Raw genomic sequence first — 23,496 nt, 5'->3', positions numbered from 1 at the left:
TTTGCGGTGCTCCTGTGGGTTGAGGTTTGTCGAGTTTCGAGTTCGAGGTCGGGCGCTACGCGCGGTCGAGGATGCTGCGCGCGCGATCGACGACGGGTTTGTCGACCATCTGGCCGTCGACCACGGCTACGCCGTCGGTTCCCAGCGCTTCGATGATCCGCCGCGCCCACGCGATGTCGTCTGCGCTGGGGGCGAACGCCGACGAAGTGGGGTCGAGCTGCTTCGGATGAATGACGAGCTTGCCCGCGAAGCCGAGACGTCGCGCGTACGCGACGTCGGCGCGGACCCGGTCGGGATCGTCCACCGATCCGGTGACGCCGTCGACGGGACCGGTGAGACCGGCGGCCGCCGAGGCCAGGACCAGCGCGCCACGGGAGGCCGCGAGGGCTTCGGTGTCGGTCGGGTCGACGCCGAGTTGCGCGGCGAGGTCGAAGGTACCGATCGCGAGACGGACCACGCCGGGAGCCGATGCGATCGACGCGGCCGCCAAGACGCCGCGCGCTGTCTCGATCAGGGCGATCACCGCGCTGCCGGTGGTCTCGGTGAGCCGCGCGGCCGCCGCGGGATCCTCGGCCTTGGGCAGCATGATCGCGGCACCGCTGCCCGCGAGGGCGGACACGTCCGCGTCGAAGTGCTCGGTGTCGGCGGCATTGATCCGCACCGCGCACGTGTGACCGGCGGCGATCCACGCCGCGGCGTCGGCACGAGCCTTCGCCTTATTGGCCGCGGGCACGGCGTCTTCGAGGTCGACGACCACGAGATCGGCACCCGCGGCGGCGGCCTTCTCGAACCGCTCCGGGCGGTCGCCGGGGACGAACAGGAGGGTGTGAGCGCCGCGGGCGAGGTCGCCGGCGGCGTGGTGCGCAGCTGTCGTCACTGCTTCGTCGCATCCTTCTTGGCCTGGCGGACCAGCCCGCCGCCGATGATGAGGCGCTGGATCTCGCTGGTGCCCTCGTACAGGCGCAGCAGTCGGACGTCACGGTAGATCCGCTCCACCGGCATCTCCCGCATATAGCCGCTGCCGCCGTGGACCTGGACGGCCTTGTCGGCCACCTGGCCGACCATCTCGGTGCAGAACACCTTGGCGACCGACGGCGAGATGCGGCGGTCCTCGCCGCTGACGTACTTCGCGGCGGCGTCGCGCACCAGCGCACGACCGGCGGAGATGCCGACCTGCATATCGGCGATGTGGGCCTGCACCAGCTGGAAGTCGCCGATCGGGGTGCCGCCCTGGGTGGTCACGGCGACATGGCGCAGGGACTCGTCCAGCGCGCGCTGCGCCGAGCCGACGGCGAGGGCAGCGATGTGCACGCGCCCGCGGGCGAGGGAGGTCATCGCGGCCTTGTAGCCGACGTCGACGTTGCCGCCGACGAGTGCCGACGCAGGGACGCGGACACCGTCGAAGTGGACGTCGGCGGTCCAGGCGCCCTCCTGGCCCATCTTGCGGTCGTGCTCGGCGACCGAGACGCCTGCCGTCTCGGCGGGCACCAGGAACACGGCGATGCCGGGACCGTTCTCGTCGGCGGGACGGACCCGCGCGAAGGTGACGAACAGATTCGCCAGCGGTGCGTTGGTGATGAAGCACTTGGCGCCGTCGATGACCCAGTCGCCGTTCTCCTGCTCGACGGCCTTGGCGCGCAGACCCGCGGGGTTCGACCCGGCGCCGGGCTCGGTGAGTGCGAACGAGGCGACCACCTCGCCCGAGGCGATGCGCTCGAGCCACGCGGCCTTCTGCTCGTCGGTGCCGAAGTTCACCAGTACCTGTCCGGCGATGCCGTTGTTGGTGCCGAACATCGACCGGAGCGAGAGTGCGGTGTACCCGAACTCCTGCGCCAGTTCGACGTCCTGCGTCAGGTCGAGGCCGAGGCCGCCCCACTCCTGAGGAATCGCGTAGCCGAACAGTCCGATCTCCTTGGCGGTCGCGACCAGATCAGCGGGAATCGCGTCGTTGTCGGCGATCTCCCGTTCCCGCGGTACCACCCTGGTCCGGATGAACTCGTGAACAGCGTCCTTGATCTGGGCGAAGTCCTCGGGACTGACCTGTGACATGAAATCTCCTCGCGCTCGTTCGTGGCGACTGCCACCTACGCATAATATATTATTGATGATCTGAGTGGTAGGGCCGACGCGGCGCAGTCGCCGCTCGATGGTCCCGCGTCAACGCATAATGCATAATCCATAATCATGGCTCCGAGCGCAGTTCCCGGACCCCTCACCTATAGCTGGAAGGTCGTCGGCCCATGCAGACGTATGACGATTTCGAATCCCTGACCATCGACCGCCCGTCGGAGGGCGTGCTCCGCATCGTGCTCGACGGGCCGGACATGCACGCGGTCGGCCCGCAGCGGCACAGCGACCTCGCCGACATCTGGACGCGTATCGCCCGCGACGAGTCGGTCAAGGCCGTGCTGATCCGCGGCGAGGGCGACCGGGTCTTCTCCGCCGGCGGCAGCTTCGACCTCGTCGAGGACATGGTCGGCGACTGGCACGACCGCACCCGCGTGCTCCGCGAAGCCCGCGACCTCGTCCGCAATCTCATCGACCTGCCGCAACCGTTGGTCTCGGCGATCAACGGTCCCGCGGTCGGCGCCGGCCTCGTGACCGCCATGCTGTCGGACATCTCGGTGGCGGGCCGTCGAGCCAAGATCATCGACGGTCACGTCCGCCTCGGGGTCGCTGCGGGCGACCACGCGGCGATCACCTGGCCGCTATTCGCGGGCATGCCGAAGGCCAAGTACCACCTGCTCCTCAACGAGGTGATGACGGGCGAGGAGGCCGAGCGACTCGGCATGGTCTCGCTGTGCGTCGACGACGACCAGGTGCAGGACAAGGCGATGGAGATCGCCGAGCGGCTGGCCGGCGGCTCGGCATCGTCGATCCAGTTCAGCAAGCACGCGCTGAACAACTGGTATCGACAGAACTGGGCGATCTTCGACGCTTCGCTCGGCTACGAGTTCTACGGATTCGGCGGACCCGACGTGCAGGAGGGCGTGGCATCGCACCGCGCCAAGCGCGATCCCGACTTCAACGCCCCCGGTCCGCTGTTCACCGGCAAGGTGGAGCGTCGATGACCGCGACTCGCTCGGAGGGGCCGCTCGCCGGGATCACCGTGGTGACGATGGAGCAGGCCATCTCCGCGCCGCTCGCCACCCGTCACCTGGCCGACCTGGGCGCGCGCGTCATCAAGGTCGAGAACCCCGGCTACGGCGACAGCACCCGGCACTACGACAGCGTCGTCAAGGGCACCTCGGCGCACTTCACCTGGCTGAACTACGGCAAGGAGTCGGCGGCGCTCAACCTCAAGGATCCCGCCGACGTGGAGATCCTCGTCGCCATGCTGGGCCGGGCGGACGTGCTCGTCAGCAACATGGCGCCGGGGGCCCTCGACCGGCTCGGCCTGGGCATCGACAGTCTCGCGGAGCGGTTTCCGCGGCTCATCATCGCCGACGTCTCCGGTTACGGCAAGGGCGGTCCCGCCGATCACAAACGCGCCTACGATCTGCTGATCCAGGCGGAGACCGGATCGTGCGCCATCACCGGCACCGAAGGCGCCCCGGCCAAGCCCGGCATCCCGATCGCCGACATCGGCACCGCGGTGTACGTCTACTCGACGGTCCTGGCGGCGCTCTACGATCGCGACCGCACCGGCGCCGGGGCGGTCATCGAGGTCTCGATGCTGGACGTGGTCTCGGAGTTCATGGGATTCGCGCTCAATCAGGTGATCCACACCGGCGTCGAACCGATCCCGGTCGGCATGGGATCGCCGATGATCGCGCCCTACGGCGCGTACCCCACCTCCGACGGTCAGACCGCGGTGCTCGGCACCACGAGTGATCGCGAATGGCAGCGGCTGTGCGAGATGATCGATCGGCCGGATCTGGCGGCGAACGAGACCTACGCGCACAACGACGACCGCGTGGTGCACCGGGCCGAGCTCGACGAGGCCGTGGCCGCGTGGACGCGGGAGCACACGCTGGACGAGATCGCCGCCGCGGGCGATGCCGCAGGCATCGGCAACGCGCGGTTCAACACCGTCGGCGATCTGGCGAAGCATCCCCAATTGTCCGAACGCGGACGCTGGCGCACCATCGGGACGCCGGGCGGCGAGGTTCCGGCGCTGCTGCCGCCGGCCGCCGCCCGCTCCTGGCCGCGACTGTCCGGGTCGGTGCCCGCGCTCGGCGAGCACACCGACGCCGTCCGCGGCGAGTTCAGCCAGGCCGCCGCGTCCGCGACCACTTCTGGGGAGGAAGCATGAGCACCGCTCTCGCACGTCCGCTCGACGGTATTCGAGTCGTCGAATTCGCGAGCTTCGTCGCCGGCCCCAGCGCCGGCATGGCACTGGCGCAGCTCGGCGCCGAGGTGATCCGCGTCGATCCGATCGGCGGAAACGCGGACTTCAAGCGCTGGCCGCTGTCGGTGCGGTCGGACGAGAGCCTGTACTGGAACTCGCTCAACCGCGGCAAGAAATCGGTCTCACTGAACCTGCGCGCCGATGCGGGCCGGGACCTGCTCCTGGCGCTCGCCACGGCCCCCGGTCCGGACGCGGGCATCGTCGTCGACAACGCCGTCGGACGCAGCTGGTTCTCGTACGAGGCGCTCGCCGCGCGTCGCGCCGACGTGATCGCGGTGCGGGTGGAGGGCCGGGCCGACGGCTCGGCCGCGGTCGATTACACGGTCAACGGCGGTTCGGGCGTGGCCTCACTGACCGGTCCGGCCGACACCGATCGGCCGGTCAACCACATCCTTCCCGCGTGGGATCTGCTGTGCGGGCAGGAAGTGGTGACCGCGGTACTCGCCTCGCTGCGCCGTCGTGACCGCACCGGTCAGGGCGCGCACGTGCAGATCGCACTCTCGGATGTCGCGATGGCGGCGGTCGCCAACCTCGGCTGGTTCTCCGAAGCGGCCGAGCGCGGCCCGCGCGCCCGCCACGGCAATCACCTGTACGGCAGTTTCGGCACCGACTTCGCCTCGTCCGAAGGCGACCGGGTGATGATCGTCGCGCTCACCCCGCGCCAGTGGAGCGCCATCGGGGCGGCGACCGGCACCACCGAAGTGCTGGCCGCCCTGGAGAAGTCGCTCGGCGCCGACTTCAACACCGACGAGGGCCGCTACGCCCATCGTGAGCTGATCGAAGCCGTCCTGCGGCCGTGGTTCGCGGCGCACACCACCGAGCAGGTGCACGCCGGCCTCTCGGCCGCCGGCGTCCTGTGGGGCCCGTACAAGACCACCGCCGACGTCGCCGCCGAATTCGCCGAGGACCCCTCGGCCGAGCCGGTCCTCACGGCGATCGACCAGCCGGGGATCGGTGAGGTCATCTCGGCGAACGCCCCGGCCCGCTGGGACTCCGAGTACTCGGGCACCGCGCCGGCGACCGACCTCGGACACGACACCGACGCGGTCCTCTCCGAGGTCCTCGGTCTCGACGCGCCCGCACTCGCCCGTCTGAGGGAGGACGGCGTCATCGCGTAGCCCTGGCCCGAGATCAGTGTGCGGTCAGCGGTCTTCGTGAACGACCATCACCGGGCATCCCGCCACCTGCAGGACCGCCTGACTCGTCGAGCCGAGGAGGAGACCGCGGAAGCCTCCGTGACCGCGGCTGCCGATCACCACCAGCTGAGCATCCGCTGCAATCCGGTTGATCTCATCGGCGGGGGTGCCGGCGGTGATCACGGTGGTGGTCTCGACGCCGGGGAAATCGTCGGCGTAGGCGGCCAGATGCTCTGCCAGCGTCTCGTCGGCTTCCGTACGGGCGCGCTCCAAGACGCTGGGGTCGTCGTAGAACTCCTCGCCGGTCAGTCCGCCGTAGGCATGCACTGCGGTCAGCGAGGTGCCCAGCGACGCGGCTTGATCGAAACCGTGCGCGATGACCGCCTCCGACAGTGGGGAGTCGTCGACGCCGACCACGACGGGCCCGGTGCCGGGGCGGTCGTCCACCGCGTCGTCCCTGCCGGGCACGACGACCACCGGGCAGTTCGCGTGCGCGGTGATGTCGGTGCTCACCGAGCCCATCAGCAGCCCTTGGACTCCGCCGAGGCCGCGGCGTCCGACGACCAGCAGGTGCGCCCGCGTCGAAGCATCGCGCAGGACCAGCGCGGCCCTGCCCTCGACGATGTGCCGATGAGCGGTGACGTCAGGCGCGACCTCCGCCGCGAGGTCGGTCGCGGTCTGCGTCGCGGTCTCGGCGAATGCCCGGGCGGCACGGATGGCGGCGTCTTCCGCGGAGAGGCCGGCGAAGCTGAACTGTGGGCTGAACGGGTGGACGGCACTGACGATGTGCAGGTCGCGGTGCAGGCGAGCGGCGGCCAGTGCGGCCCAACGTGCGGCGTTCAGGGCCTCGACGGAACCGTCGACGGCGACTACGACGGGGGCATCGGCTGACGACATCTCGACATCCTCTCCTCTATTCTCCACCTCCGCCGGGGGCTGCGGCGGTGCTCGGACGACTCAGCAGCTTGACGTCGTCTCGCTTCGACTCTACTGACGGCCGATTGGCTGGGGCGGTGCCGTCGCAGCGAACGTCGGGTCAGGAATCAGCTGGCGCGTGGAGACAGATCGTCCTGGTGTTCTACGCGGTGACCGCGCAGGCGCCGGCCGGCGACACGATGAAGGTCTTCCGAGGTCTGTCGAACTCGAGGTGAGCCGACCGGCCGGGCTTCGAGTGTCCGAGAAGTGTCCAATTTCTTGGACAATCCGGTGCGGTCGGTCTCTTGAAGAATGGTGCCGTATGCGCGGACGCACGACCAGCGGCGTTCCGGCGAAGATCTCATCCGATTGGGAGGATTACCAATGCTGAGATTCGACGGCAAAGTCGCACTGATCACGGGTGCCGGTCGCGGCCTCGGACGGTCGCACGCAGAACTGCTCGCCGAGCGGGGAGCCGCTGTGGTGATCAACGACCTCGATTCGGCTGCGGCGCAGGAGGCCGTCTCCGCGATCACCGCGGCGGGCGGACGCGCGGCAGTGGCGACGGGCGACATCACCAAGGACGCGGAGGCGGTCGTGAACGCGGCGGTCGACGCCTTCGGGCGGCTCGACATCGTGGTGAACAACGCAGGCGTGGACAGCCCGTCCCCGTTCGGCCCCACGGCGGTCGACTCGATCAGGCGGCACATGGAGATCAACTTCCTCGGAACCGTCGCCGTCACCGCGGCGGCATGGCCGCACCTGGTGGCGAACAGCGGTCGGGTGGTCAACACCTGCTCGCCGACGCTGTCGGGCTGGGAGGGCGAGAGCGCCTACGTGGCGTCGAAGGGGGCCGTGTACGTCTTCACCCGGACGGTGTCGATCGCGGCGCTCAAGTCCGGAGTCCGCGTCAACGCGATCGCCCCGACCGCGTACACCCGGATGGCGTCCGAGGCGGATCTGCCGGATGCGCTGAAAGAGAACCTCAAAGCCAACTACACGACAGCGATGGTGTCGCCGATAGTCGCCTACCTCGCGTACGAGGAGTGCAGCATCAGCGGAGAGACGATCCTTGCGCAGGGCGGACTGATCCAGCGCTTCTCGCTCGCGATGAACGACGGCTACACGAACACGGAGATCACTCCGGAGGACGTGAAGGATCATCTCGAGGAGATCCTCGACGACAGCTCGGCGAAGCCGCTCGGTGTGGTGGGGTCCGAGAGCGAGACCTCGCTGCTCGATCTGTTCGAGTGAGCTGTCCCCGTCACGACGTCGGCGGGGCAGTAGCGTCAGGCGGCGGTGAGGCGGGCCAGGTAGCCCTCGATGCGGGAGTCCTCCGGTCCGGGCGGGGCGTGTGGACCCTGATCGGGGAGCAGCTCCGCGTGGTGAATGTGGTTGACCCGCCACGCTTTCCGCCCGTGGCCAGTCGTGATCGGACGCCAGGCGACGCGTCCGGCGTGCGGGCCGTCGTTCAGGATCATGGTCTCCCAGTCGCCGAGCATCTTGCCGACCGACCGATTATGCCGTCCGCACGCGGCGCCGAGGTGATCGATGTTCGTCGGGCCGCCGTCGGCGGAATCCGGGAAATGATGGGCTTCTGTTCGCGCGAACGGCGCCGTGCAGCCGGGTGCGGTGCAGCCGCGGTCGCGGGCGAACAGCATCAGACGTTGAGCCTTCGAGGCGAGGCGCCGTCCCCGACCCAGGTAGAGCGGCTGACCCTGGCGGGGAGAACACCGCCAGATGCGGCGTCGCGCCGGATGCCGCCTCGACCAGCTCGGCCACCGGCAACCTTGTTCCGGTCGCGGTGAGTGCGATTCCGGCGTGTTCGCGGAGTTCTTTGTCGGTGACGGTGATGACCAGCTGCGACGACAGCCGCCCACCGCCGGTGGTGCCTGCGGCGGTGAACGCCCGCTCAGCATCCAGCAGGGCGACGAGCGCGTCGTGGCCGCGTTGCCCGGCGGTGCGATCATCGCGCTCGGCGGCCGCGGCGAGCGCTGCTGGGTCGGCTGCCTCGCGTGCGCCGCATGGGGAGTCGGGGTCGGCGGGGTTGTTCATGCCGGGCGCGGCCCAAGACTCGAGCGTTACCTCCAACTTGGCCCGCAGAGCCGGGGTCAGGGAGGCGGTGACTTTGCTCATCAGCTGCCGGTCCTGCGGCATGAGCGCGAACTTCCGCCGGCGTTTGCGGTCCCGCTCGTCAGTGAGTGACCCGTCCGGGTCGAGATGGGCCAGGAGTCGGTGTCCGGCGGTGCGGACTCCTTCCGGGGTCAGCTCCCGGGCCACCGAAGCCAACTGGACTTCGGCGAGTTTGCGGGTCTGAGTGTCGACGGCGGCGGGGATCTTGTCCATGATCGCGTCGATCTCCAGCACATGCGCGGTACCGATGGCTCCGGCATTGACCGCCTCGGCCGTGGCCGGACACGCCGGCGTGAGAGTTTGGCCTTGCATGCCGGTGAATCGGCCGATCGCCGCGACAGAGGTCCGCCGACGACGGGCTTCACCGTCGCCGAGGTGAAGCCCCGACGACAGGTATTGATGCAGTGACAGGAAGCCGTCTTTGCGGTAGGCGCCGCGGTCGGAGACTTCCACCAGCAGGGCCGCGTCTACCCCGTCCAGCCGGCGATGCACGTGCTCGAGGGCTTCGGCGGTCTCCAGCAACTCGCGTTCAGTCACGGCGGCGAAGCGAGCGGCGGCGAGCCGGGTCGTAGCGGCTTCGATGACCGCGGCTAGCGCGGCCGGGTCCTCCGGCAACACCAGCGACGACTGTGCATCCATCCTGCTCACCGCCTCCCCGTGGTGCTCGACGACTGTGTGATCGTCGGTATGGGTGAACACTATCCCGGCCCTACGACAAAACGGCCTGACCTGCGTATGCACGGACCACTGCATCGCGTGGCCCTCGCCACAGCACCATCTGATAACGTGTGTTTGCACACTCGCGTGAGTGTGGAGACCTGCGAAGTGCTGCCATCCGACTACGCTCCTGGTTCATGACTGACTACCCCGAGACGGCCGCCATGGCCGTCGTCGCGCGCGGAATCGCCCAGAAGGGCCCGTGGGGACAGGTGTACGGTCCCCTCGACCTCGACATCCCGATGGGCGGGCTCACCGTATTGCGCGCCGAGCCGGGTCCCGGACGCACGGCGCTGCAGATGACGATCGCCGGCCGGATGAAAGCCAAGACCGGGCGGCTCGACGTGCTCGGCCGCACGTCCGCGCGAGCGATCTTCAAGGTCGCCTCGCTCGCGGGGGTCGCCGCCCTCGACGACGTGTACGCCTCGGTCCGAGTGGTCGACCTGCTGACCGAGAAGATGCGGTGGGACGCGCCGTGGTACCGGCTGATCCGGAGATCGACCGAACAGGATCTGGAGCGGATCTGCCGTCCGGTGTTCGGCGACCTGCCGTTGCCGGATCTCACCGCATACGTCGAGGAGCTCTCCGAACTCGACGGCCTGCTGCTGCGCGTCGCCCTGGCCAACACCCGGCGGCTCCCGTTGCTGGTGGTCGGCAACATCGACCAGGTGTCCAGCGACGACGATCAGCGCATCCTGATCTCCCGTCTGGCCGAGCTGGGAACCGGACAGACGGTCGTCACGACCACGGTGAACCGCATCGATCCCGCACTCGGGTACCGGGCGTTGATCGACGTTCCGTCGATGCTGCCGAGAGAGACTTTCCACGCGCCCGCAGGCGCCGACTCCGAGGGGGAGATCTGATGCTGGCGGGAATGTCGCTGGGCACCGAGCTGAAGCGCTACTCGAAGGGGGCGATGCCGCGCATCGCCATCGTCACGATCATCCTCATGCCGCTGCTCTACGGTGCGATGTACCTGTGGGTGTTCTGGAATCCGTTCGACGAGGTCTCGAAGGTCCCGGTGGCACTGGTGAACGAGGACCAGGGCGTGAAATCGGGCGCGTTCGAGATCAACGCGGGCGATCAGGTCGCAGACCAGCTGCTGACCTCCGGACAGCTCGACCTGCACGAAGTGAACGCCGATGAGGCGGCCACGGGCCTGGCCCACGGAGACTACTACTTCACCATCACCATCCCGCACGATTTCACGTCGGCGATCACGTCGGCGACCACACCGAATCCGCACAAGGCGAAGATCGAGTTCACCTTCAACGACGCCAACAACTACCTGGCGGGCATCATCGGGCAGAACGCCGCGGCGCAGGTGACCCAGGCGATCAACGACAAGGTCGGCCAGCAGGCGGTGGACCAGGTGCTGGTCGGACTCACCACGGCGGGCAAGGGCATCGAGAAGGCGGCGGACGGATCGGCGCAACTCGCCGACGGACTGCACACGGCGAACTCCGGCGCACACGAACTGGCCTCGGGATCACGCGAACTCGCGACCAACATGGTCACCGCCCGGGACGGCTCCGCCGAACTCGCCGCGGGGACGGCACAACTCGCGAACGGGATCGACGCGGCCACCACACCACTGCTCGGATTGCTCAACAGCGTGCAGTCGTCGGGGGTGAAGCCCTCTGCGTACGCGAACGACGCCGCGAAACTGTCGTCGGACCTCTCCGGCGTGCTCGACCTGATCAGCGCTGCCGGTGCCGGACAATCGCAGGCGGAGAAAGCCGTCTCACAGGTCGCCACCGCTCTCCGCAACAGTTCCGACCCCAACATGCGCGCCCTCGCGAACGGGCTCGCGCCGGTTCAGGACTTCCTCCGAACCCAGGGTGTGACGCCGTCGACCACCGCGACCGTGAATCGGTTGGCGAAACAGTCCGACGCCCTGTCGGCCCAGCTCGGGGACGCGAACTCACCGTTGCGCAGCACCTTGGCGATGCTCGAGAACGGCGGTCTGGCGAGCAAGGTGGGCGAACTGCGTGACGGTGCCGGACAGCTGAAAACCGGTGCGGCGCAACTGCACAGCGGACTCATCCAGCTCACCGACGGCAGTGAACGCCTGGCGACCGGGGCCGGTCGACTGGCCGACGGCACCACCGAACTGTCCTCGGGTGCCGACGAACTGTCGAGCGGGCTCGCCGACGGGGTGAAGCAGATCCCGAACTTCGGCGGCACCGAGCAGCGGCTCAAGACCGCGTCGAATCTGTCGCAGCCGGTCGCGCTGAGCACGTTCACCGAGAATCGCGCGCCCACCTTCGGCACCGGCTTCGCGCCCTTCTTCCTGTCGTTGGCGATGTTCATCGGCGCCATCATCATCTGGATGATGCTGAAGCCGCTGCAGTCGCGGCCGGTGATCGGCGGCCTCGGCGGTCTGCGATCGGTCCTCGCGTCGTACTGGCCGGCAGTGCTGATCGCCGTCGCGCAGGTCGTGGTCATGTTCGTGGTCGCGCACTTCGCGGTCGGACTCGACGCCTTCCATCCGCTGGGCATGGTCGGTTTCATGCTTTTGGTGTCGGTCACCTTCCTGGCGATGATCCAGATGTTCAACGCGGTCCTGGGAGCGGCCGTCGGCCGGGTGGTGTCGCTGGCGTTCCTGATGGTGCAGATCGTCGCGTCGGGCGGCATCTATCCGGTTGAGACCACAGCGACACCGGCTCAATGGTTCCACCCCTACGACCCCATGGGCTACGCCGTCACCGGTCTCCGCCAGGTCGTCAGCGGCGGCATGGATCACCGGCTGTGGGTGTCCGTGGCGGTCCTGGCCGGGGTGACGGTGGTGTCGCTCGCGATCAGTTCCTGGGCGGCCAGACGCAACCGGCAGTACACCATGACGCAGTTGTATCCGCCCATCGAAGTGTGAGCCGGGCCAGATTCCCCGGTGAGACGCGGCGTAGCTCGTGTCGAGGTCGCCGGTCCTCATCGGGGAATCTGATCCGTGAAGTGGCTGCGAAGGTGCGCGCCGCGGCGGATTGCCGTCATGATCCGGGCGTTGGTCTCCGGCCAGCGGAAGACCACATCGTCATAGGTGAATCGCAGTGGGTAGTAACCCAGTTCGAGAGCAATGGCATCGCGGGTTCGGTCGTTCTGGAAGTGCCTTCGGTCGCTGTGGAACTCCCATCCGTCGATCTCGATGCTCATCCAGCGGCCCACTAAGAGGTCCACGCGCCCCAGACCGTCGATCGTCACCTGTATCCGGACCTTGACGTTCTGGCTGTGCAGCCGGAATCTCGTCATCGTCTCCGGTCCTGACTCGGCCCGGCCGTCGCAGCGGTCGATGAGTTTCGTGATGTGCCGGGGCGCGGCGCGGAACTGATACTCGATCTGTTCGGCGGTCATGAGACGCTTGTTGAGAATCGAATCGCAGACCACGACGAAGCCCTCGTCGTCGAGGCATCGCGCGGCATGCCGGAGGGCAGTGGGGACGTCGTCGACGAGTCCGCACTCGGGCTCGGGCCGACCGAACTGGCGGCAGAACGGTCCCTTTCGGTTCCGGACCGCCGAGCTGTTCCCGCGGACATGGAACCGATGGTCCTCGGGCGTCCAGACCCCGTGCCGATTCAGTGCGGTGACGCAACTGATGACGCCGCCTCGCCGCACTGCGGCGATATCGGCGGCAGCGGGCTCGCCGACCGCGTACCAGCCGTGCCGTACTCGCCGCGCGGTCTTCTCGCGGATGAGGATGTCGAGGTCGGCGCGCCCGAGCATCGCGAGGAGATCGCGGTGCGGATACACCCCGTCCGGAATGCGTTCCATGTCGCCACGATCATCCGAATACGGATGCGGTACATGGCTTTCGGCCGCTCAAATGCAGATTGTGGACCGATCGGGGCTTCTCCACAGCATCGTGCCGGGCGGATCAGGTTCCCCGCTCAGCGGCACCATGCCCCGTAGGGGAGGTGGTAGCGCTGAGCGGGGAAATCGGTCCGAGCCAACCCTGAACGGCGCGGGTTCAAACGAAGATGACGAAGCCCGCGGCGATCACGACCATGGCGACCGTGAGTGCCCACACCGCGGCGGGACCGGGCATCTGTCCGCCGTTGTCGAGGACGTGGTTGACCCGCTGCCACCGCCACGCACCGGTCAGGGCTGCCAGTGCGCCGAGGACGACGAGCGAGACGCCCAGGGCGGTCTTGGAACCGGTGACCCCGAAGTCGTCCACGATGTGCAGGACCGCGACGCCGGCCGCGATGAGTCCGAGCGCGGTACGGAGCCATGCGAGCATGGTCCGTTCCGCGGCGAGGGTGAAGCGTGCGTCGGTGGCGCCCGGGGGCGGCGGCGAGGGGGTTCGATCCTGCTCAGTCATAGCGGTGCCGGTTCATCATTCCGTGACGTCGTGGTCGTGATGTCACTGTCTTGACGTCTGCTGTGCGAGTTCGATCAGCTTCGCCGTCGTCCGAAGATTACGTCCGGTGCCGGTGACACCGAGCCCTTTGGCGATGCGCGCGGGCGTCAGCTTGGAATTGCCCACGCCGGCGGGCGCGGGATAGTCGATGTGAAGATCCCTGCCGATCACTCGCATGCGTTCGCCGTTCCCGAAGTCGCGGGCGCAGAACTCGGCGGCGGCGTCCGGATCGGGTACTCCGGTGAGGAAGTAGATGAGTCCGTGCGGCGGGTCGCCGAACGGATAGTCGGCCAGTGCTCGGGACATCTCGTCGGGGGTGCGGCCGATGGCTTCCCGGAAGTACCCGAATTCGTCGGAGATCGCCTGCTCCAGGGCGCGGTCGAACCCCTCGGGATCTCCCGGCGGTGTGCACAGGAGATTGCCGGAGGCGATGTACGTGCTGACGTCGTCGGCACCGAGTGCGGTGGCGATCTCGCGCAGGCGCGCCATCGGCAGCTTGGCGCCGCCGACGTTCACGGCGCGGATCAGAACGATGCGGCCAGCGGCCATTCGGATCTCCTCACCCGGTAGCGTTGGACGTCATGAGCGACGCCGGAACCACTTCGAAGATAGTGGAGATCTCGACTGATGGTGCGTGCCTCGGAAACCCGGGCCCCGGGGGCTGGGGAGCGATCCTGCGCTACGGCGACATCGAGAAGGAGATCTCCGGCGGCGAGGCCGACACCACCAACAACCGGATGGAGCTGACCGCGGCGATCGAGGCGCTCCGTGCGCTGAAGCGACCGTCGACCGTGATCCTTTACACCGACTCCAGCTACGTCCGGAACGGGATCACGAAGTGGGTCGCGGGCTGGCAGCGCAATGGCTGGAAGACGGCGAGCAAACAACCGGTCAAGAACGCCGACCTGTGGCAGGAGCTCATCGCCGCCGAGGACGTGCACACCGTCGAGTGGCGCTGGGTGAAGGGCCACGCCGGCGACAAGTACAACGAGATCGCCGACACCCTGGCCACGAGTGCGGCCCGAAGGCTGCGGGACGGCTAGGACAGGACCCCGCACCTCACCGCACCACACGAGGGAACGAAGAACGACGAGAGCGCTCACACGGGAGCGTCCACATCCTCGATCGGCGCCGAGAACTGGGCGTTGTACAGCCGGAAGTACGCGCCACGACGCTCCAGCAGCGACTCGTGGTCGCCCTGTTCGACGATCTGCCCGTTCTCCATCACCACGATCAGGTCCGCGTTGCGGATCGTCGAGAGCCGATGCGCGATCACGAAGCTCGTGCGGTCCTTGCGGAGATTCGCCATCGCCTTGCCGATGAGCAGTTCGGTGCGGGTGTCGACCGAACTGGTGGCCTCGTCGAGGATGAGGATCGTCGGCTTGGCGAGGAAGGCGCGCGCGATGGTGATCAGCTGACGCTCACCCGCGCTCACTCCGCCGCCCTCGTCGTCGATCACGGTGTCGTACCCGTCCGGCAGGGTGCGGACGAAGTGATCGACGTGGCTGATCCAGGCCGCCTCCATGACGTCCTCACGGCTGGCGGCGGGATCGCCGTAGGCGATGTTGTCGTAGATCGTGCCGCCGAACAGCCACGAGTCCTGTAGCACCATGCCGGTGCGCTCCCGCAGGTCATCGCGGGTCATCTCGGACGAGTCCACACCGTCGACGAAGATGGTTCCGCCGTCTATCTCGTAGAACCGCATGATGAGGTTCACCAGGGTCGTCTTGCCGGCACCGGTCGGTCCGACGATCGCGATCATGTCGCCCGGCTTGGCCTCGAGTGAGAGGTTCTCGATCAGCGGCTGGTCCGCGCGGTAGCGGAACGAGACGTCGTCGAAGACGATGTGTCCCTCGTCCACCGCGGGAGTCTTGGGCGCTGTCGGATCCGGCTGCTCCTCGTCCTCGTCGAGAACGTCGAAGATGCGTTCGGCGGAGGCGACGCCGCTCTGCATGAGGTTGAACATCGAGCCGATCTGGGTGAGCGGCTGGGTGAACTGGCGCGAGTACTGGATGAACGCCTGCACCTCGCCCAGGCTGAGCTGTCCGGAAGCGACGCGCAGACCGCCGACCACCGCCACCGCCACGTAGTTCAGGTTCCCGAGGAACATGATCGTCGGCATGACGATGCCGGAGATGAACTGAGCGCGCCACGACGAGGCGAAGAGCTTCTCGTTCCGGTCGTCGAAGACGCGTTCGACCTCGGCTCGCCTGCCGAAGGCGGTGACCAGTTCGTGGCCGGTGAAGGCCTCTTCGATCTGCGCGTTGAGGGCGCCGGTACTGGTCCATTGACCCACGAAGTGCGGCTTGGACCGCTTGGCGATCAGTGCGGTGGCGATCGCCGCGACCGGAACGGTCGCGATCGCGATCAGCGACAGCAGCGGCGAGATCGTCAGCATCATGATCAGAATCGCGACCACCATCAGCAGGGAGTTGAGCAGCTGGCTGATGGTCTGCTGCAACGACTGCGACAGGTTGTCGAGGTCGTTGGTGACGCGGCTGAGCAGATCGCCGCGCGCCGAGGCATCGTAGAACGACAGCGGAAGTCGGTGAATCTTGCTCTCCACCTCGGCTCGCAGCTTCGTCACGGTTCCGACGACGACCTTGTTCAGCAGATAGGCACCGAGCCAGCCGAGCACCGCCGAGGCCGCGTACAGGGCCAGCACGGTCGCCAGAATCCGGCCGACGGCGGTGAAATCGACTCCGTGGCCGGGGATCACGTCCATCGACGAGACCATGTCGGCGAAGGTGTTCTGGCCCTTGGCGCGCAGGCCTTCGACAGCCTGCTCCTTCGAGATGCCCGACGGCAGCCGCGCCCCCACCACACCGGCGAAGAGTTCGTCGGTGGCGTCGCCGAGCACCCGCGGGGCGTACGCGGTCAATGCGACGGATCCCACGATGGAGCCCAGGACCACGAGCATCTTTCCTCGATGATCACCGAGACGACGAACGAGGCGCTTCAGCGACGGTTTGAACGACTTGGCCTTCTCCAGCGTGGGAGCGGCTCCGGGAGGTCCGCCGCGGGTCATGCGCCTGCTCCGATCGACAGCTGAGACTCCGCGATCTCAGCGTAGGTGGGACACGACTGCAGCAACTCGGTGTGGGTGCCCAGACCGACGATCGTTCCGCGGTCGAGGACCACGATCTGGTCGGCGGCGGTGATCGTCGAGATGCGCTGTGCGACGACGACCAGCGCCGCATCGCGGGTGGCGGGCACCAGGGCCTCGCGCAGACGCGAGTCGGTGGTGAGATCGAGCGCCGAGAACGAGTCGTCGAACAGGTAGATCGACGGCTTCCGGATGAGTGCTCGCGCGATCGCCAGCCGCTGACGCTGACCGCCGGAGACCGTGGTGCCGCCCTGTGCGACCGGAGTGTCGAGACCGTCGGGCATGGCGCGGACGAAATCGGCGGCCTGCGCGATCGTCAGGGCCTCCCACATCTCGTCCTCGGTGGCATCCGGTTTGCCGTTCCGGAGGTTGCTCGCGATGGTGCCGGAGAAGAGGTAGGGGCGCTGGGGGACGAGACCGAAGTGCCTGCGCAGTGCGTCGGGGTCGGCGTCGCGCAGGTCGGTGCCGCCGATCGTGATGGATCCGCCGGTCACGTCCAGCATCCGCGGCAGGAGGTTGATCAAGGTGGTCTTGCCCGATCCCGTCGATCCGACGACGGCGGTGGTGGTGCCGGGCGCGGTCTGGAAGCTGATCCCGCTGAGCACGGGCTCGTCGGCGCCCGGGTAACGGAATTCGACGTCGTCGAGGCGCAGGACGGCCGGATCGCCGACGATCGGTTGCGGGGCGGCCGGCGCGGTCACGGTGGTCTCGGTGTCGAGGACCTCGCAGATGCGGTCGGCGCAGACGCCCGCCCGAGGCGCCATCATCGCGAGGAACGAGGCCATCATCACCGACATCATGATCTGCATGACGTAGCTGATCATGGCGGTGAGCGCGCCGATCTCCACCGATCCGTCGTTGACCGCGTGCGCGCCGAACCAGAGCACTGCGACCAGCGTCAGGTTGGTGATGAGCATGACGGACGGGAACATCAGCGCCATCATGCGGCCGACGCGGAGGGACGCCTCGGCGAGGTCGTCGTTCGCGCTGCCGAAGCGTTCGGTCTCGTGCTGTTCACGGACGAAGGCACGCACCACGCGAATGCCGGTGACCTGCTCGCGCATGATGCGGTTGACGTTGTCGATGCGCGTCTGCATCGCGCGGAACCCGGGGATCATGCGCGAGATGATGAGGCCCATCGTGATCCCGAGAACCGGGACGGCCACCACCAGCACCCATGAGATGGGCGCTGCCACCCGTACGCCCATCACGATGCCGCCGATGCCCATGATCGGAGCCGTCACCAGGATCGACATCGCCATGACCGCCAGCAGCTGTACCTGCTGCACATCGTTGGTGGTGCGGGTGATGAGCGAGGGGGCACCGAACCTGCCGACTTCTCGGGTGGAGAATCCGTTCACCCGGTGGAGCAGATCGTGCCGGATGTCGCGGCCGCCGCCGAGCGCGGCCCGCGAGCCGAAGTACATCGCGGCCACCGAACCCGCGATCTGCGCGAGCGACACCAGCAGCATCCAGCCTCCGGTGGAGAGGATGTAGCCGGTGTCGCCGTTGGCGACGCCGATGTCGATGATGTCGGCGTTCAGGGTGGGCAGATACAGCATCGCGGCGGTCGCCACCAGCTGGAGGCAGACCACCGCGACGACCGCGCCACGATAACGGAGGACATACGTCCGCAGTAGGCGAATGAGCACGGGTCCACATTACGTGCGGTGTGTGACACGCGCGATCGGGATTCGCGCGCCGCCCGTGCGGCGCTACGTGAGCGCGACCGCAGCCTCCGGGGTGTATGTCAGGTACGTGAAGGACTCGAAGAAATAGAGGTTCACCGTGTCGGCGTCGTGCGAGTCGTAGCCGATCGACACGTCCTGACCGATCGACAGTTCGAAGTCGCCACCCCGGGTGCTCAGCAGGAAGCCGCTGGAGATGGCCGGCGCCCAGACGATCTCGCCGTCGACCAGGATCCGGCGCAAGTGGTCGCGCACCGGGTTGCCGTGATCGGAGGTCTCGTTCACCTGCGTGTAGTGCTCCGCCGAGAGCGCGAGCGAGTACGGTCCGTCGACCGACTCCAGACGCAGCTTGCTGATCGCCTGGCTGATGGCCTCCGGGTAATCGCGGACGTCGTCGGGCAGCGCGATCGAGTTCACGCCGGACTCGTGGGCGATGCCGTTGATCTTGGCGGCCGCATAACCCTCGAAGATCGCGCGGTCCTCGGCCAGAGCCAGTTCGCGCGCGGCGCGAACCACGGGGTCCCAATCGGAATCGGAGGCGCCGCGGTCGACGTTGTCGATCGCCTCCCGGGTGACGGTGAACGGCACCTTGAACTCCACCAGCGGCTGAGTGTGGCGCAGGAAGGCGGTGATCCCGTCGGCCGGCGAGTCGATCTTGGTGCGGTGCCCGCGGGTGACGGAGTCGACGTCCAGTCCCAGCGGACCCTTCACGTCGACGAGACGACGACCGGCGATGTTCCGCTTGAACGAACGGGACGCCTCCTCCTCGATCTCGGCCCACGCAGCGGCGGAGATGGGAGCGAGTTCGCGGTGCAGATTGTTCATCGTGTTTCCTAACTCGGTGTGGTCGTGCGGTGGTCGGAGGGAACTGGGACTGTGGGAACTGTGACTGGGAACGCTCACCGGCCCGAGCGGCCGGTGATCGCCGGCTATCGGAGGGAGCCGATTCCGAGCGAGCCGTCCGACCGGGCGTCGGGCTGTTCCGGGGAGGTCTCGGGGACCGGGCCGGGGGCGGGCGGCTGTTCCTCGAGGAAGTCGCGGGTGGGCACGAAGAACTGCGCTCCGCTGACCGCGGTGGTGAAGTCGAGCAGACGATCGTAGTTGCCCTCGGGCTCGCCGATGAACATCCGGCGGAGCATCTCCTCGCTCACATCAGGCGCGCTCGAGTACGCGATGTAGAACGTGCCCTTCTCTCCGCTTCCGGAGATGTCACCGTACGGCATGTTGTCGCGCACCACGTCGATCTCGTTGCCCTCGTCGTCGGTCACGACGTTGAGCGCGATGTGCGAATTGGCCGGCTTCACATCGTCGTCCATCTCGATGTTCTCGAGTTTGGTGCGGCCGATCGCGTTCTCCTGCTCGGGCACCGGGAGACCGTTCCACGACTCGAAATCGGTGACGTACCGCTGCGTGACGACGTAGCTGCCGCCGGCGAAATCCGGATCCTCGTCGCCGACGGTGATGGCGTCGATCGCCTCCTGCCCGACCGGGTTCTCGGTGCCGTCGACGAAACCGATGAGGTCGCGCATGTCGAAGTAGCGGAAGCCGTGAACCTCCTCGACGGTGGTCACGGCGTCGCCGAGGCGTTCGGTCCAGCGCTGGCCCACTTCGAAGCAGAGGTCCATGCGGTCGGCCTTCACGTGCAGCAATAGGTCGCCCGGGGTGGCGGGCGCCGAGTGCACGGATCCGGCCAGCGCGGTGAACGGCCGCAGCGACTTCGGGCGCGGGCCGGCGAACAGCCGATCCCATGCCTGCGATCCGATTCCGACGATCGACGTCAGCGCCGACTCGGGGGCGCGGGAGCCGACCGCCGTCGACAGTCCGGGCAACTCGGCCAGCGCGTCGCGCACCGCGGCCTCGCCGCCGTCGTTGACGGTGAACACGAGAAAGGCAGCGGCGCCGGTCTTACGGGTGAGGATCGTCTGAGGCGTGGGCACGGAACCAGCCTAACGCGGCGATCGGACAGTTTCCGGCGCAGACTCACGATGGCCGGCACCCTGGCGGGTGCCGGCCATCGTGAGCGGTGTGTCCGATCAGAAGAACGCGGGGCGGAACGTGGTGGCCCACGACTGCTTGAAGCGGTCCTGCCAGTAGTCCCACCAGTGCGCGCCGTCCGGAGTGATGTGCGTGGTGAGGTGCACGCCGGGGACGGTGGCGACGCGGGCGATGTACAGCTGGGAGCTGGTCGACGCCGCGACCTCCAGCGGAACCATCTGGGCGAACTTGACGGGGTTGAAGCTGCCGCTGCCCGGAGTCAGGCTCGAGTCGTACTTGCTGCCGACGCCGGTCCCGGAGGACACGTACACGTAGTGCCCGGCCAGGTTGCCCGCCGACAGGAACGGGTCGTTGGCGAACCACTCGCCTGCGGGGTAGAAGCCCCACATATTGGTCGGGTTGCCGCCCATCTCGGCCACCGAGGCCTGGATGCCCTGGGTGAAGCCGGGCATGGTGACGGTCGGGTAGCCGCTGTAGGACGCGACCGCCTTGTAGAAGCTGGGGTGCCGCGAGGCCAGGTTCAGGGCCGCGGTCCCCGACATCGACAGGCCGGCGATGCCGTTGCGTCGGTTGTCGCTGTTGTGGTGCTTCTTCATGTACGCGGGCAGCTCACGCGTCAGGAAGGTCTCCCACTTGTTGACGCCGAGCTTCGGGTCGCGCTGCTCCCAGTCGGTGTAGAAGCTGCCGCCGCCGCCGAACGGGATCGCGACGTTGGTGCCCTTGCCGACCATCCAGCTGTCGACCTTGGTGTTCTGCAGCCAGCCGCTGGTGTTGTTCGGGGCGCGCAGGCCGTCGAGCAGGTAGAGCGTCGGCTTCGGGCCGCTCCCGCCGCCGTCGACGATGCGGACCGGGACTTTGCGGTGCATCGCGTTCGAGTACACGTACTCGGTGGTGCCTGCGGCCTGTGCCTGCGGCGTGACGGAGACTGCGGTGCCGACGAGGGTCGCCAGGGCGGCGACCGCGATCGTCAAGCGCTTGCCGACGCTCTTTCGCATATGAATCCTTCGGTCTGTTCGGTCGCGGGAGCGACTGTCGTGTCACCGGATCGGGGCCGGAGCGGTGCCCCGATCTCGATCCGTGAGCCGATCGGCCCGAGTCGCCGCGGGTCGATCGACCCGCAGCACCCCCGCACGAGTGGTGAGATTAACGGACTCCCGACGCTGCCGCAAAGGCAAGAGGGCGATTCGGTGCTGGTAGTAGCCGTTTCGGGACCCGTTTGCAGCGGTCAGGTCACAAATCGATAAACCTCGCGGGATTTGTCAGCGACGGCGCCGGATTCAGGCCATCCGGACGTAGCTGTCATCGCCGAGCTCGTACACGGGGTCCGCGCCGGTCTTCGCGTAGCCCTCCTCGCGGAGCGCAACGCGCTGATTCTTGAACGTCGACGTGCGGGCCAGCGCCGCCACCACCCGGAGGTACAGCGGCACCGCGTAGTGCGGTAGCCGGGCGCGCAGCTCGGTTGCGACCAGCCGGGGGTCGAAGTCGTCCTCGACGACCACCGCGGCCATCCCGGCGCGACCGTCGGCACCCGGCACCGCCACCCCGTAGACCACCGACTCGGCGACGCCGGGCACCGCGTTCAGTGCGGCCTCCACCTGGGTGGTCGCCACGTTCTCGCCCTTCCAGCGGAAGGTGTCGCCGAGGCGGTCGACGAAGGCGACGTGCCGGAACCCGACGTCGGCCACCAGATCGCCGGTGTTGAAGTAGGAGTCGCCGTCCTTGAGAGCGTCGCGGACGATCTTCTTCTCGGTGGCGGCGGGATCGGTGTATCCGTCGATCCGGGCCAGCCGGGTGATCTTCCCGAGCAGCAGTCCGGGTGTGCCCTTCGGGACCTCGATCACGCGGCCGTCGGGGCCGCGGACCGGCAGTCCGGTCGCTTCGTCCGCTTCGACCACGATGTACGGCAGCGGACAGAAGCCGACGGTCTTGCGCTGATCGAGGATGTTGACGAACCCGATGTTCGATTCGCTCGCGGCGTAGAACTCGACGATCCGGTCGATCCCGAACCGGTCGGCGAATTCGTCCCAGATCTCCGGGCGCAGGCCGTTGCCCGCGGCCAGCCGGATCGAATGCGCGCGGTCGGTGGGCCGGGGCGGCTGAGCCAGCAGGTAGCGGCAGAGTTCGCCGATGTAGCAGAAGGCCGTCGCCTCGTTCTCGATGGCCTCGTCCCAGAAGCGGCTCGCCGAGAACTTCGGACTGACGGCCAGGCAGGCGCCGGCCGCGAGCGCCGTCGCGACACAGACCGTCAGCGCGTTGTTGTGATAGAAGGGCAGCGTGACGAACAGGACGTCGTCGGACCGCAGCCGCAGGCCCATCGAGAATCCGTTCATCGCGGTCTGCCAGCGCCCGTGGCTCATCACGCTGGCCTTGGGCCAGCCGGTGGTACCCGAGGTGAAGATGTAATACGCGGGGTCGTCGGCTCGCACATCCGCGGTCGCACGCGGGTCCGCTTGCACCGCGGGATTCCGGGCCGCGAGCGCGGAGCCCCGCGCGTCCATCTCGGCCAGGGCGATCGGATCGGTGTCGACGCCGGTGAGGGCGCCGAGTTGCTCGCCGCATTCGTCGTCGTGGAGTACGACGAGCCGGGCGCCGCGGCGGTTCGCGTCGTCGAGCACGCCGAAGCTGTGATTCAGTGCGTCACCCGGCTGCGTGTGGTTCACCATTCCCGTCACCGCGCCGAGCTTGACGATCGCGAGCATCGCGATCACGCATTCCGGACTGTTGTGCGCCATCACCGCGACCACGTCGCCGCGGCGGACCCCGTGCTCGGCCAGCACGGCCGACCACCGGTTGGCGCGGCGGTTGCACTCGCCGTACGTGTGGACGGTGCCGCCGGTGCGGAGGAAGGGACGATCGGGATGGCGTGCCGCCGCCGCGGCGAAGGCCCGGCCCACACTCCATCTCCGGTGTTCGTCGAAATGGATGAGCGACGGCCGTTGCCGGGCCAGGACCGGAACGTCGCGCAGCAGCCCCAGGACGCCTCGCGCCATCGACGCCCAGGTGACGGGATCAGCTGCCTCGGAATGAACGGTCGGGGTCGGTGCGGCCACGGGTGCCTCCTCGTCAGACGAATCGTGCGTGTCGTCTCAGTATCGGGCCGT

The 23,496-nt window shown here is 68.0% G+C and carries 19 protein-coding genes and 1 pseudogene; 7 read left to right on the top strand and 13 right to left on the bottom strand.

The window, feature by feature from the left end:
* Positions 1 to 55: 55 nt before the first annotated feature.
* Both ACK8HH_RS17965 and ACK8HH_RS17960 read right to left on the bottom strand, forming a co-directional pair.
* A complete protein-coding gene (locus ACK8HH_RS17965) occupies positions 56 to 877 on the bottom strand; it encodes an HpcH/HpaI aldolase/citrate lyase family protein (RefSeq protein WP_006896913.1) in 822 nt (273 codons plus the stop codon).
* Positions 874 to 2,049, bottom strand: coding sequence for an acyl-CoA dehydrogenase family protein (locus ACK8HH_RS17960; protein WP_006896912.1), 1,176 nt, complete (start codon positions 2,047 to 2,049; stop codon positions 874 to 876). The genes ACK8HH_RS17965 and ACK8HH_RS17960 overlap by 4 nt, the downstream gene beginning before the upstream one ends.
* 191 nt (positions 2,050 to 2,240) lie before the next feature.
* On the opposite strand from ACK8HH_RS17960, the gene ACK8HH_RS17955 reads away from it, so the two are divergent.
* Genes ACK8HH_RS17955 through ACK8HH_RS17945 form a run of 3 tightly spaced genes read left to right on the top strand, consistent with a single transcriptional unit; the run spans position 2,241 to position 5,469 of the window.
* The gene (locus ACK8HH_RS17955; protein WP_006896911.1) at positions 2,241 to 3,071 is read left to right on the top strand and encodes an enoyl-CoA hydratase/isomerase family protein; all 831 of its coding nucleotides are present in this window, start codon (positions 2,241 to 2,243) and stop codon (positions 3,069 to 3,071) included.
* On the top strand, positions 3,068 to 4,255 hold the full coding sequence (locus ACK8HH_RS17950) for a CaiB/BaiF CoA transferase family protein (protein ID WP_006896910.1): 1,188 nt from the start codon (positions 3,068 to 3,070) through the stop codon (positions 4,253 to 4,255). Before ACK8HH_RS17955 ends, ACK8HH_RS17950 begins: the two co-directional genes overlap by 4 nt.
* Complete coding sequence (locus ACK8HH_RS17945) at positions 4,252 to 5,469, top strand: CoA transferase (protein WP_006896909.1); 1,218 nt, start codon at positions 4,252 to 4,254, stop codon at positions 5,467 to 5,469. Before ACK8HH_RS17950 ends, ACK8HH_RS17945 begins: the two co-directional genes overlap by 4 nt.
* A gap of 24 nt (positions 5,470 to 5,493) precedes the next feature.
* On the opposite strand, the gene ACK8HH_RS17940 is transcribed toward ACK8HH_RS17945, so the two are convergent.
* Positions 5,494 to 6,384 (bottom strand): universal stress protein, encoded by an 891-nt coding sequence (locus ACK8HH_RS17940; protein ID WP_006896908.1) that lies wholly within the window; start codon positions 6,382 to 6,384, stop codon positions 5,494 to 5,496.
* Positions 6,385 to 6,786: 402 nt separating this feature from the next.
* Here ACK8HH_RS17940 and ACK8HH_RS17935 point away from each other — a divergent pair, with 402 nt between their 5' ends.
* The gene (locus tag ACK8HH_RS17935) at positions 6,787 to 7,656 is read left to right on the top strand and encodes an SDR family NAD(P)-dependent oxidoreductase (protein WP_006896907.1); all 870 of its coding nucleotides are present in this window, start codon (positions 6,787 to 6,789) and stop codon (positions 7,654 to 7,656) included.
* Positions 7,657 to 7,691: 35 nt separating this feature from the next.
* Here ACK8HH_RS17935 and ACK8HH_RS17930 read toward each other — a convergent pair.
* A pseudogene (locus ACK8HH_RS17930) lies at positions 7,692 to 9,174 on the bottom strand (DUF222 domain-containing protein).
* A gap of 215 nt (positions 9,175 to 9,389) precedes the next feature.
* Between ACK8HH_RS17930 and ACK8HH_RS17925 the strand changes: the two are divergent.
* On the top strand, positions 9,390 to 10,115 hold the full coding sequence (locus ACK8HH_RS17925; protein ID WP_006896904.1) for a hypothetical protein: 726 nt from the start codon (positions 9,390 to 9,392) through the stop codon (positions 10,113 to 10,115).
* A complete protein-coding gene (locus ACK8HH_RS17920) occupies positions 10,115 to 12,124 on the top strand; it encodes a YhgE/Pip domain-containing protein (protein WP_006896903.1) in 2,010 nt (669 codons plus the stop codon). Before ACK8HH_RS17925 ends, ACK8HH_RS17920 begins: the two co-directional genes overlap by 1 nt.
* A gap of 56 nt (positions 12,125 to 12,180) precedes the next feature.
* Here the strand turns inward: ACK8HH_RS17920 and ACK8HH_RS17915 are convergent, their stop codons facing one another.
* The 3 genes from ACK8HH_RS17915 to ACK8HH_RS17905 all read right to left on the bottom strand — a co-directional run bounded on the left by ACK8HH_RS17915 (position 12,181) and on the right by ACK8HH_RS17905 (position 14,155).
* Positions 12,181 to 13,017 carry an endonuclease domain-containing protein gene (locus ACK8HH_RS17915; protein ID WP_062367215.1) on the bottom strand — a complete coding sequence of 279 codons (837 nt, stop codon included), beginning with the start codon at positions 13,015 to 13,017 and terminating at the stop codon, positions 12,181 to 12,183.
* Positions 13,018 to 13,213: 196 nt separating this feature from the next.
* Positions 13,214 to 13,567, bottom strand: coding sequence for a YidH family protein (locus ACK8HH_RS17910; protein WP_062367218.1), 354 nt, complete (start codon positions 13,565 to 13,567; stop codon positions 13,214 to 13,216).
* Positions 13,568 to 13,609: 42 nt separating this feature from the next.
* The gene (locus ACK8HH_RS17905; protein ID WP_062367221.1) at positions 13,610 to 14,155 is read right to left on the bottom strand and encodes a DUF1697 domain-containing protein; all 546 of its coding nucleotides are present in this window, start codon (positions 14,153 to 14,155) and stop codon (positions 13,610 to 13,612) included.
* Between the two features lie 32 nt (positions 14,156 to 14,187).
* Here ACK8HH_RS17905 and rnhA point away from each other — a divergent pair, with 32 nt between their 5' ends.
* The gene (gene rnhA, locus ACK8HH_RS17900) at positions 14,188 to 14,649 is read left to right on the top strand and encodes a ribonuclease HI (RefSeq protein WP_062367223.1); all 462 of its coding nucleotides are present in this window, start codon (positions 14,188 to 14,190) and stop codon (positions 14,647 to 14,649) included.
* Between the two features lie 56 nt (positions 14,650 to 14,705).
* On the opposite strand, the gene ACK8HH_RS17895 is transcribed toward rnhA, so the two are convergent.
* The 6 genes from ACK8HH_RS17895 to ACK8HH_RS17870 form a co-directional block, all read right to left on the bottom strand.
* Positions 14,706 to 16,634, bottom strand: a complete 1,929-nt coding sequence (locus ACK8HH_RS17895) for an ABC transporter ATP-binding protein (protein ID WP_062367225.1) — start codon at positions 16,632 to 16,634, stop codon at positions 14,706 to 14,708.
* Positions 16,631 to 18,364 (bottom strand): ABC transporter ATP-binding protein, encoded by a 1,734-nt coding sequence (locus tag ACK8HH_RS17890; protein WP_006896897.1) that lies wholly within the window; start codon positions 18,362 to 18,364, stop codon positions 16,631 to 16,633. Before ACK8HH_RS17890 ends, ACK8HH_RS17895 begins: the two co-directional genes overlap by 4 nt.
* 63 nt (positions 18,365 to 18,427) lie before the next feature.
* Positions 18,428 to 19,225: a family 1 encapsulin nanocompartment shell protein gene (locus tag ACK8HH_RS17885; protein WP_006896896.1), complete on the bottom strand. Its 798-nt coding sequence runs from the start codon at positions 19,223 to 19,225 to the stop codon at positions 18,428 to 18,430.
* A gap of 104 nt (positions 19,226 to 19,329) precedes the next feature.
* Positions 19,330 to 20,337 carry a Dyp-type peroxidase gene (locus ACK8HH_RS17880; RefSeq protein WP_346074769.1) on the bottom strand — a complete coding sequence of 336 codons (1,008 nt, stop codon included), beginning with the start codon at positions 20,335 to 20,337 and terminating at the stop codon, positions 19,330 to 19,332.
* 96 nt (positions 20,338 to 20,433) lie between these two features.
* Positions 20,434 to 21,390, bottom strand: coding sequence for an alpha/beta hydrolase family protein (locus ACK8HH_RS17875; protein WP_346074770.1), 957 nt, complete (start codon positions 21,388 to 21,390; stop codon positions 20,434 to 20,436).
* 282 nt (positions 21,391 to 21,672) lie between these two features.
* Positions 21,673 to 23,445, bottom strand: a complete 1,773-nt coding sequence (locus ACK8HH_RS17870) for a long-chain-acyl-CoA synthetase (RefSeq protein ID WP_346074771.1) — start codon at positions 23,443 to 23,445, stop codon at positions 21,673 to 21,675.
* Between the last annotated feature and the right edge of the window lie 51 nt (positions 23,446 to 23,496).

The sequence above is a fragment of the Gordonia sp. LUNF6 genome, from assembly GCF_047041125.1.
GTDB lineage: Bacteria > Actinomycetota > Actinomycetes > Mycobacteriales > Mycobacteriaceae > Gordonia > Gordonia sihwensis.
The sequence above is the reverse complement of the archived record's forward strand: the minus strand, read 5'-3'. Positions and strand labels throughout refer to the sequence as shown.